We start from the raw sequence: 9,194 nt of genomic DNA, 5'->3' as shown, positions 1-9,194 counted from the left end.
CGGCCGCCTTCGCGGATGGCGAAGCGGAGGCCGTCTTCCATGGCGATCGGGGCGATCAGCTCGACACCGAATTTCAGGTTGTCGCCCGGCATCACCATCTCGGTGCCTTCCGGCAGCGTCACGGTCCCGGTCACATCCGTCGTCCGGAAGTAGAACTGCGGACGGTAGTTCGCGAAGAACGGCGTGTGACGGCCACCCTCATCCTTGGTCAGGATGTAGGCTTCGGCTTCGAACTTGGTGTGCGGCGTCACGGAGCCCGGCTTGCAGAGAACCTGACCACGCTCGACACCTTCACGGTCCACACCGCGCAGCAGGGCGCCGATATTGTCGCCCGCTTCACCGCGATCCAGCAGCTTGCGGAACATTTCCACACCGGTGCAGGTGGTCTTGGTGGTGTCGCGGATGCCGACGATTTCGATCTCGTCGCCCACATTGATCACGCCACGCTCCACACGACCGGTCACAACCGTGCCGCGGCCGGAGATCGAGAACACGTCCTCGATCGGCATCAGGAAGGGCTGGTCCACGGCGCGCGCCGGGGTCGGGATGTAGTCATCCACAGCCGCCATCAGCTCGGCGATCTTCTCGGTGCCGATCGCGTCGTCACGGCCCTCGAGGGCTGCCAGAGCGGAGCCCGCAACGATCGGAATGTCGTCGCCCGGGTACTCGTAGCTGTCCAGAAGCTCGCGGATTTCCATCTCGACCAGCTCCAGGAGCTCTTCGTCGTCGACCTGGTCCACCTTGTTCATGAAGACGACCATGTAGGGGATGCCCACCTGACGGCCGAGCAGGATGTGCTCGCGGGTCTGGGGCATCGGGCCGTCGGCCGCGTTCACCACGAGGATCGCGCCGTCCATCTGGGCCGCACCGGTGATCATGTTCTTGACGTAGTCGGCGTGACCCGGGCAGTCCACATGGGCGTAGTGACGGGCGTCCGTCTCGTATTCCACATGCGCGGTCGAGATCGTGATCCCGCGGGCCTTCTCTTCCGGCGCGCCGTCAATCTCGTCATAGGCTTTGAAGTCGCCAAACTGCTTGGTGATCGCAGCCGTCAGCGTCGTCTTGCCGTGGTCAACATGCCCGATCGTGCCGATGTTAACATGCGGTTTAGAACGCTCAAACTTTTCCTTAGCCATGATGCACGGCGCCTCGTCTTTGGGGGTCGCTCCGGACCCGTTGCGATATCGCGGGCTGCGTACTTTTGTCTGAGGGAAAAATCAAGCGCCCAAATGCACGGCAGTTCCGCGCCCGGACGATCAATCCGTGACTGTGGCGTCTAGGAGCTGGCCGGGCGCCGGATCGGGCGCGGCACCCCCTCTTCGCCGGTCTCGGTGCCCCGGGCAATCTCGGTCACGTCAACCTCGAAGGTCATCCCCTCCTCGAAGGGATTGGTGACAACGGGATAGTCGAACCAATCGGGGTTCTGGGACAGCCATGTCTCGATCTGGGCACTGGCATTCTGCGCCAGATTGAGAAGCTGCTCTTCGGCGGTCATGGTAAAGCCCGAGCCCACCACCGCATCGGTCGAGAAGCTCTCGAGCACGGTGAACTGCTTGGCATTCTCCGTCAGCTTCTCCCCCAGCGTGTCATCCCAGACATTCACGCTGACGATCAGTGCGGATTTCGGTGAGAGCAGGATCGGGATCCCCGGCGGCGCAAGCACATAGCCGTCCACATTTATCCCCAGATGATAGAGCCGCCCCCCGTCATAGCGCAGGAACCGACGCTCGATCTCGGCGGTGATCGCCGCCTCAAGCTCTTCTTCGCTGGCCGTCCGCGAGCCCGGAACGGTCTGGGCATTGTCGGCAATGACCACGTTGAACCCGAGCTCGAACGCGCCCAGCGGACGGGCCTCGCGCAGTTCCGCATTGTTGGCGCAGCCCGCCAGCGCCGCGCAGATCAGCGCCGCGCATCCGGCTGTCATCGCTCGTCTCATGCCCCGCCCCTCTTGTCTCAGGTGAACTTGTTGTCGCGCGGGAAGCCACGCGGGGCCATGCGACCCGTGCCCGCGCGCTTGCCTGTCCATTCGGCAAGCTCCGGGTCCGCCACGGTGCGGGTGCGCCCGCCGCCATCGAGCCATTGCAGGCCCTCAGCCCGCGAGAAGCTCCGCAGATCGCTCAGCCCGCCATCCTTGTATTTCTGCAGCCGGACACCCTTGCCGCGTCCCATCTCGGGCAGCTCGTCGGCGGCAAAGATCAGCACCTTGCGGTTCTCCCCCACCACGGCGATGGCATCGCCTGCCACGGGGCGCGCCAGCAGGGCCTTGAAGGGCGTCTTGACGTTCAGCACCTGCTTGCCCGCCCGGGTCTGCGCGACCACATCCACCTCGGGCACGATGAAACCGTCCCCCGCATCCGAGGCCACGATCAGCCGCCGCCCCGGCACATGGAGGAAAAGATCCACCAGCTCGGCCTCGTTCGGCAGATCGACCATCAGGCGGATCGGCTCGCCCATCCCGCGCCCGCCCGGCAGGGACGCGCAGGACAGGGTGTAGAACCGGCCATTCGCGCCGAAGACCAGAAGCTTGTCCGTGGTCTCGGCATGGAAGATGAACCGCCCCTCGTCGCCATCCTTGAACTTCAGCGCGGAGTCGAGCGCGATATGGCCCTTCATCGCGCGGATCCAGCCCATCTTGGAGCAGACCACCGTGATCGGCTCGCGCTCGATCATATCCTCAAGGGTGACCTCCGCCACCTCCGCCGCTTCGGCGAAATCCGTGCGGCGTGCGCCCAGCGTGGTGCCCTTGCCGAACTGCTTGCGGACCTCGCGCAGCTCCTCGGCGATGCGCGCCCATTGCAGCCCCTCATCGGCGAGCAGATCCTCCAGCTCGGCACGCTCGGCCATCAGGGCGTCGCGCTCCGAAATAAGCTCCATCTCTTCGAGACGCCGCAGGGAGCGCAGGCGCATGTTGAGGATCGCCTCGGCCTGCACCTCGGTCAGCTCGCCCTCGCCCGGGGCCGGGGTCTTGTAGTCGGATTCGTCCGTGGCGCGGATATGGGTCCTACCCCAATCCTCGCGCATCAGCGCGCCCTTGGGGTCGTCATCATAGCGGATGATGTCGATCACCCGGTCAAGGTTCAGGAACGCGATCAGGAAGCCTTCGAGCACTTCGAGCCGGTGATCGATCTTGGCCAAACGGTGACGCGAGCGGCGCTGCAGCACGTCGCGGCGATGATCGAGAAAGGCCCGCAGCACCTCGCGCAGGGAACAGACCTTGGGCGTGCGCCCGTCGATCAGCACGTTCATGTTCAGCGAGAAGCGAGTCTCGAGTTCCGAGAGCCGGAAGAGCGTGCCCATCAGGACCTCGGGATCCACATTCTTGGAGCGCGGCTCGAGCACGATGCGCACATCATCGGCGCTCTCATCCCGGATATCGGCGAGGATCGGCACCTTCTTGGTCTGGATCAGATCCGCGATCTTCTCGATCAGCTTGGACTTCTGAACCTGATAGGGGATCTCGGTGACCACGATCTGCCAGACACCACGGCCCAGATCCTCCTTGGTCCAGCGCGCGCGCAGGCGGAACGCGCCGCGCCCGGTGGCATAGGCCTGCGCAATACTCTCGCGCGGCTCCACGATCACGCCGCCCGTGGGGAAATCCGGTCCCGGAATCAGCTCCAGCAGGGTCTCGTCCCGGGCATTCGGGGCCTTGATCAGGTGCAGGCAGCCATCGATCAGCTCGTGCAGGTTATGGGGCGGGATGTTCGTCGCCATCCCCACCGCGATCCCGCTCGCGCCATTGGCCAGAAGGTTCGGGAAGGCCGCCGGCAACACCTCGGGCTCGGTCAGGGTGCCGTCGTAATTGTCCCGGTAATCGACCGCGTTCTCGGTCAGCCCCTCCATCAGGGCCTCGGCCGCCGCGGTCAGGCGGGCCTCGGTATAGCGGCTGGCCGCCGGGTTGTCCCCGTCGATATTGCCGAAATTCCCCTGCCCATCAACGAGCGGATAGCGCACGGCGAAATCCTGAGCGAGCCGCGCCATGGCATCATAGATCGCGGCATCCCCGTGGGGGTGGTAGTTCCCCATCACGTCGCCAGAAATCTTGGCGGACTTTCTGAAGCCTCCACTGGAACTTAACCGCAGCTCGCGCATTGCATAAAGGATACGACGGTGCACGGGCTTGAGCCCGTCCCGGGCATCCGGCAGGGCGCGGTGCATGATCGTGCTGAGCGCATATTGCAGATAGCGCTCGCCAATCGCGCGGCGCAACGGCTCAGAACTTTGGGCCGCGCCGGGATCCTCTTGCGGATCGTCCATGTTGGGGTCGTCTGTCGTGTCGCTCATAGATGCTGTGTAGCCGCGCCGCGCGGCTGCGGCAAGCGCGCCGACGCAGCAGACTGGTATGGAGGTTGAGTATGGCTTTGAAACTCTCGCTCGCGCTGCTCGCGATGCTGTTTGGATGGATGCAATTCGGCGCGGAGGCTCCGCGCCCTGAACGTGCGACCTTTGATCCACTCCTGCCACAGCCCGAAGCGGCGACACCCCCTACCGAGGAGGTTGAGGTGATCGTGTCGGCTTCCGACCTGCCGGTCGTTCCGGCCTCGGTGTCGCCAGAGCCCACGCCGCAAGCCAAGCCCGAGAAGGCCGCGCCCGTCGCGCAGATCGTGCAGGCCGGGTTTACCGCGCCTGCCGCTGCAGCCCCTGCGTCGGAACCGGCACCGCAGGTTCAGAAATCCACGCGCAGCCTGCCCGATGCAGCGGACGCGCTCGACGCGGACCTCACGCCCCCCGATCCGCGTGCGGTAGTCACCGGCAGCGTCGTCAACCTGCGCAACGGCCCCAGCACGCGGTTCAGCGTCATCGGCAAGCTGCGCGAAGGCGATCGCGTGATCCTTTTGGCCGAAAAAGGCGGCTGGGCCAAGCTGCGGACCCTCGCCGATGGCGAAGCGCGCTCCCGCGTCGGATACATGTCCGCCCGGTTCCTCGAGGAACTGGAGGGCTGAGCCAGGCCACAGCCCCCGGACCAAACCGGCTTGCGCTCCCCCCGCAAGCCGGTCACTGATTTCGCCATGACAGAACGTTCGATCCTCATCACCGGCTGTTCCTCCGGGATCGGCTATGCGGCGGCCCATGACCTGCGGGCGCGGGGCTGGCGGGTCTTTGCCTCCTGCAAGAAGCAGCGCGATTGCGACCGGCTGGCGGGCGAAGGGTTCGAGAGCCCCAGGATCGACTACACGGACACGGCGAGCATCGAAGCCGGGCTTGCCGAGGTTCTGGCGGCGACGGGCGGCACGCTGGATGCGCTGTTCAACAATGGCGCCCACGCGATCCCCGGCGCGGTGGAAGATCTGCCCACGGACGCCCTGCGCGCGAATTTCGAGGCGAACTTCTTTGGCTGGCACGAACTGACCCGGCGGATCCTGCCGGTGATGCGCGCGCAGGGCCATGGACGGATCATCCAGAATTCCAGCGTGCTGGGCTTTGTCACCCTGCCCTGGCGCGCCAGTTACGTGTCCACCAAGTTCGCGCTTGAGGGGCTGACGGATACCTTGCGCATCGAGATGGCGGGAACGGGGATCCATGTCATTCTGATCGAGCCCGGGCCGATCACGTCGCGGATCCGCGAGAACTCGATCCCGCATTTCGTGAAATGGATCAAATGGCGCGACTCACCGCGCGCGGAGGATTACGAGACCCGACTGCTCAAGAGGCTTTATGACGACAGTGGCCCGGACAGATTCGAGCTGCCACCCAAGGCGGTGACCGACAAGCTGATCCATGCGCTGGAAAGCCCGCGACCGCGCCCGCGCTACTACGTGACCACACCGACCTACATCATGGGCTTTGCGCGCAGGCTGCTGCCGACCCGCTGGCTCGACGCGCTGATCCGCAAGGCGGGCTAGCGGTTTTTCCGCCGACCCTCTTCGCTTTTTCGCGCCACCCGCCTAGGTAGCAACCCAACTCGGACAACACGCAGAGGACCGCATGGCCCAGGATCCGCTCTTCATCGTCATGGCACTTGCCATGCTGGCCGTCGTCGGCATCTTGCTCTTCGGCATAGGCAGCTTTGCGAAAGGCGGCGACTTCAACAAGAAATACGCCAACAAGGCCATGCGCTGGCGCATCGCCGCGCAGTTCATCGCAGTGCTCTTGATACTTCTGTTCGTCTTCATCCGGCGACAAACCACAGGCGAGGGATAACAGGTGGTTGTTCTCAACAAGATCTACACGAAAACCGGCGATGCGGGCGAAACCGCTCTGGGCAGCGGCGCGCGCGTGGCCAAGCATTCCACGCGGGTCACGGCCTATGGCACGGTGGACGAAACCAATGCGACCGTCGGGCTCGCGCGGCTCCACGCGACGGGCGAGATGGATGCGCAGCTCGCGATGATCCAGAATGACCTCTTCGATCTCGGTGCCGATCTCTGCCGCCCGGACATGGAAAAAGACGCCGAGGCCGAGTACCCGCCCCTGCGCATGGCCGACAGCCAGGTGGCACGCCTGGAGGCCGAGATCGACGCGATGAACAAGGATCTCGAACCCCTGCGCAGCTTCATCCTGCCTGGAGGCTCCGCGCTCGCGGCCCATCTGCACCTGTGCCGGACCGTCTCGCGGCGCGCCGAGCGCCTGTCGGTCGAATTGGCAACGATGGAGGCCGTGAACCCCGCGGCGGTGAAATACCTCAACCGGCTGTCGGACTGGTTCTTCGTGGCCGGGCGCGTCGCCAATGACAATGGCAGCACGGATGTGCTGTGGGTTCCGGGCGCCAACCGCTGATCCCCGGAGGTCAATGGTAGACCCGCGGGTCGGCTTGTTGCCGAAGGCGACCCATGCAACGGGTGACCAAAGCGTGGGCATTGGCGGCCACCGCCACGCCCCTTCGCGAAGGGTCACCCATCACAATGGCTGGCCAGCACCCCATCGATATCTGCCACGAGGTCGCCAAAACGGCCATCCGCCTTGAGCCGGTCGCGCAGGGCGATCAGCTCGGCACAGAGCGCGGCATCAAAGCTCTCTTGCGCAAGCGCCTGATTGAGCAGGACACCGGTGCGGGTGATATCGGCCACCGGCGTCGGCTTGGGCTTGGGGGCTTTGGCCCCCAGCCCGGCCCCGGGCAGGGCGCGCGGGGTCAGGGCCCCTTCGGCTGCGGACCGCAAGCCCAGAAGCACCGCCGCCAGCGCCGCAAGAAGGGCCAGCACCACCAGAACCTCGACGAGGGTCAACAAAGGCACAAATCGCATATCTCAATCCTCCACATTCTGAAAATACCGCCAGTCTAGCACATTCCCGCCGATCCCGCCGACCGGGGCGCATGCGTCAAAGAACGCCGCGTCGGAAGGGTCAAGTCAGACCATTTTGCGCTGTTTTCCCCGCGCGTAACCCGCTAAATCCGTGCCAAAGAGTTCTTTGCGCCCCGCCCCGGCGGCGTACAAACAGGAGACATGGTCTTATGAAGGTATTGGTGCCTGTGAAGCGCGTTATTGATTATAACGTGAAGGTCCGTGTTAAGGCGGATGGGAGCGGTGTTGATCTTGCGAATGTGAAGATGTCGATGAACCCGTTTGACGAGATTGCCGTGGAAGAGGCGATCCGTCTGAAGGAGGCGGGGACGGCCACGGAAGTTGTGGCGGTGTCGATCGGCGTCAAGCAGTCCCAGGAGACCCTGCGCACGGCGCTGGCCATGGGTGCGGATCGGGCGATCCTGATCAATGCGGCCGAGGATGTGCACACCGATATCGAGCCTCTGGCCGTGGCCAAGCTGCTCGCGGCGGTGGTCAAGGACGAAGAGCCGGGGCTCGTGCTCTGCGGCAAGCAGGCGATCGACAATGACATGAACGCCACGGGCCAGATGCTCAGCGCGCTTCTGGGCTGGTCCCAGGCGACCTTTGCCTCCGAGCTCAGCGTCGAGGGCGACAGCGCCAGCGTGACCCGCGAGGTCGATGGCGGCTTGCAGACGATCAAGGTCTCGCTGCCGGCGATTGTCAGCGTGGATCTGCGCCTCAACGAGCCGCGCTACGCCTCGCTGCCCAATATCATGAAGGCCAAGAAGAAGCCTCTGGATGAGAAGACGCCGGCCGATTACGGCGTCGATGTGGCCCCGCGCCTGAGCGTGGTCAAGACCTCCGAGCCGGCCGAGCGCGCCGCCGGGATCAAGGTCGGCTCGGTGGATGAGCTGGTGTCGAAACTCAAGGAAGCAGGAGCTGTCTGATGGCTGTTTTGTGTCTGGCAGAAGTAACCGATGGGGCGCTGGCGATGGATGCCACCGCCAAGGCCGTCAGCGCGAGCGCGGCTCTGGGTGAGGTGACGCTGCTCTGCGTGGGCGCGTCGGCCAAGGCGGCGGCGGCCGAGGCGGCGACGATCTCGGGCGTGGCCAAGGTGCTGGTGGCCGAGGATGCGCTTTACGGGCATCGCCTGGCCGAGCCGGTGGCGGCGCTGATCGCGTCCCTGGCCGAGGGCTATTCCCATGTGGTGGCGCCGGCGACGACCGATGCCAAGAACATCATGCCCCGGGTGGCCGCCCTTCTGGATGTGATGGTGCTGTCGGATGTGGTGGCCGTGGTGGATGCGGACACGTTCGACCGGCCGATCTATGCGGGCAACGCGATCCAGACCGTGAGATCGGCGGATGCGACCAAGGTGATCACCTTCCGGACCTCGACCTTCGATGCGGCCGAGACCGGCGGCAGCGCGCCGGTCGAAGAGATCGCGGCGGGCGACAATCCAGGCCTGAGCGCCTGGGTCGAGGACAAGGTCGCCGAGAGCGACCGGCCCGAGCTGACCTCCGCGGGCGTGGTGGTCTCTGGCGGGCGCGGCGTGGGCTCCGAAGAGGACTTCGCCATGATCGAGAAGCTCGCCGACACGCTGGGGGCCGCCGTGGGCGCCTCGCGCGCCGCGGTCGATAGCGGCTACGCGCCGAATGACTGGCAGGTCGGGCAGACCGGCAAGGTGGTGGCGCCGGATCTCTACGTGGCCGTGGGCATCTCGGGCGCGATCCAGCACCTGGCCGGGATGAAGGACAGCAAGGTGATCGTGGCGATCAACAAGGACGAGGAGGCCCCGATCTTTCAGGTCGCCGATTACGGCCTGGTCGCCGACCTCTTCGCCGCCGTCCCCGAACTCACCGAAAAACTCGGCTGAGGACGACGACGACCCGGAACAGCGGCCCAAACCCCGCCCCAAGACAGACCCGGACACAACCCGGACAAACCCGGGCCCAAACCAAACACAAAGGCCGGAGATAATCCTCCGGCCTT

At 65.2% G+C, this 9,194-nt stretch carries 10 protein-coding genes; 6 read left to right on the top strand and 4 right to left on the bottom strand.

Translation table 11 applies throughout. From position 1 onward, the window contains the following. The 3 genes from tuf to parC all read right to left on the bottom strand — a co-directional run. A partial coding sequence (gene tuf, locus ACP150_RS22190; protein ID WP_424968687.1) for an elongation factor Tu occupies positions 1-1,136 on the bottom strand: 1,136 nt, incomplete at its 3' end. 140 nt (positions 1,137-1,276) lie between these two features. Continuing rightward, a complete protein-coding gene (locus ACP150_RS22185) occupies positions 1,277-1,924 on the bottom strand; it encodes a hypothetical protein (RefSeq protein ID WP_424968913.1) in 648 nt (215 codons plus the stop codon). Positions 1,925-1,953: 29 nt separating this feature from the next. After that, on the bottom strand, positions 1,954-4,284 hold the full coding sequence (parC, locus tag ACP150_RS22180) for a DNA topoisomerase IV subunit A (protein WP_424968912.1): 2,331 nt from the start codon (positions 4,282-4,284) through the stop codon (positions 1,954-1,956). A 71-nt stretch (positions 4,285-4,355) separates the two neighbouring features. On the opposite strand from parC, the gene ACP150_RS22175 reads away from it, so the two are divergent. From ACP150_RS22175 to ACP150_RS22160, 4 genes are all read left to right on the top strand, one after another. Beyond that, positions 4,356-4,943: an SH3 domain-containing protein gene (locus ACP150_RS22175; protein ID WP_424968911.1), complete on the top strand. Its 588-nt coding sequence runs from the start codon at positions 4,356-4,358 to the stop codon at positions 4,941-4,943. Positions 4,944-5,009: 66 nt separating this feature from the next. Beyond that, positions 5,010-5,843: an SDR family NAD(P)-dependent oxidoreductase gene (locus ACP150_RS22170; protein ID WP_424968910.1), complete on the top strand. Its 834-nt coding sequence runs from the start codon at positions 5,010-5,012 to the stop codon at positions 5,841-5,843. An 82-nt stretch (positions 5,844-5,925) separates the two neighbouring features. Then, positions 5,926-6,141 carry a twin transmembrane helix small protein gene (locus ACP150_RS22165; protein ID WP_424968909.1) on the top strand — a complete coding sequence of 72 codons (216 nt, stop codon included), beginning with the start codon at positions 5,926-5,928 and terminating at the stop codon, positions 6,139-6,141. A gap of 3 nt (positions 6,142-6,144) precedes the next feature. Beyond that, positions 6,145-6,717: a cob(I)yrinic acid a,c-diamide adenosyltransferase gene (locus ACP150_RS22160; RefSeq protein ID WP_424968908.1), complete on the top strand. Its 573-nt coding sequence runs from the start codon at positions 6,145-6,147 to the stop codon at positions 6,715-6,717. A 113-nt stretch (positions 6,718-6,830) separates the two neighbouring features. On the opposite strand, the gene ACP150_RS22155 is transcribed toward ACP150_RS22160, so the two are convergent. After that, the gene (locus ACP150_RS22155) at positions 6,831-7,181 is read right to left on the bottom strand and encodes a hypothetical protein (protein WP_424968907.1); all 351 of its coding nucleotides are present in this window, start codon (positions 7,179-7,181) and stop codon (positions 6,831-6,833) included. Positions 7,182-7,390: 209 nt separating this feature from the next. On the opposite strand from ACP150_RS22155, the gene ACP150_RS22150 reads away from it, so the two are divergent. Together ACP150_RS22150 and ACP150_RS22145 are read left to right on the top strand one after the other, a co-directional pair. After that, positions 7,391-8,149, top strand: a complete 759-nt coding sequence (locus tag ACP150_RS22150) for an electron transfer flavoprotein subunit beta/FixA family protein (RefSeq protein ID WP_424966971.1) — start codon at positions 7,391-7,393, stop codon at positions 8,147-8,149. Next, on the top strand, positions 8,149-9,078 hold the full coding sequence (locus tag ACP150_RS22145) for an electron transfer flavoprotein subunit alpha/FixB family protein (protein WP_424966972.1): 930 nt from the start codon (positions 8,149-8,151) through the stop codon (positions 9,076-9,078). Before ACP150_RS22150 ends, ACP150_RS22145 begins: the two co-directional genes overlap by 1 nt. Positions 9,079-9,194 lie beyond the last annotated feature (116 nt).

Source organism: Dinoroseobacter sp. S375 (assembly GCF_049800775.1).
In the GTDB taxonomy this organism is placed as follows: domain Bacteria; phylum Pseudomonadota; class Alphaproteobacteria; order Rhodobacterales; family Rhodobacteraceae; genus Dinoroseobacter.
This window is presented reverse-complemented; position numbering and strand designations above follow the sequence as displayed.

What these genes read in the sequence shown, in the direction of transcription:
- ACP150_RS22185 (WP_424968913.1), bottom strand. Translation starts at nt 1,924, where the DNA reads ATGACAGCCGGATGCGCGGCGCTGATCTGCGCGGCGCTGGCGGGCTGC.
- parC (WP_424968912.1), bottom strand. Translation starts at nt 4,284, where the DNA reads ATGAGCGACACGACAGACGACCCCAACATGGACGATCCGCAAGAGGAT.
- ACP150_RS22175 (WP_424968911.1), top strand. Translation starts at nt 4,356, where the DNA reads ATGGCTTTGAAACTCTCGCTCGCGCTGCTCGCGATGCTGTTTGGATGG.
- ACP150_RS22170 (WP_424968910.1), top strand. Translation starts at nt 5,010, where the DNA reads ATGACAGAACGTTCGATCCTCATCACCGGCTGTTCCTCCGGGATCGGC.
- ACP150_RS22165 (WP_424968909.1), top strand. Translation starts at nt 5,926, where the DNA reads ATGGCCCAGGATCCGCTCTTCATCGTCATGGCACTTGCCATGCTGGCC.
- ACP150_RS22155 (WP_424968907.1), bottom strand. Translation starts at nt 7,181, where the DNA reads ATGCGATTTGTGCCTTTGTTGACCCTCGTCGAGGTTCTGGTGGTGCTG.
- ACP150_RS22150 (WP_424966971.1), top strand. Translation starts at nt 7,391, where the DNA reads ATGAAGGTATTGGTGCCTGTGAAGCGCGTTATTGATTATAACGTGAAG.
- ACP150_RS22145 (WP_424966972.1), top strand. Translation starts at nt 8,149, where the DNA reads ATGGCTGTTTTGTGTCTGGCAGAAGTAACCGATGGGGCGCTGGCGATG.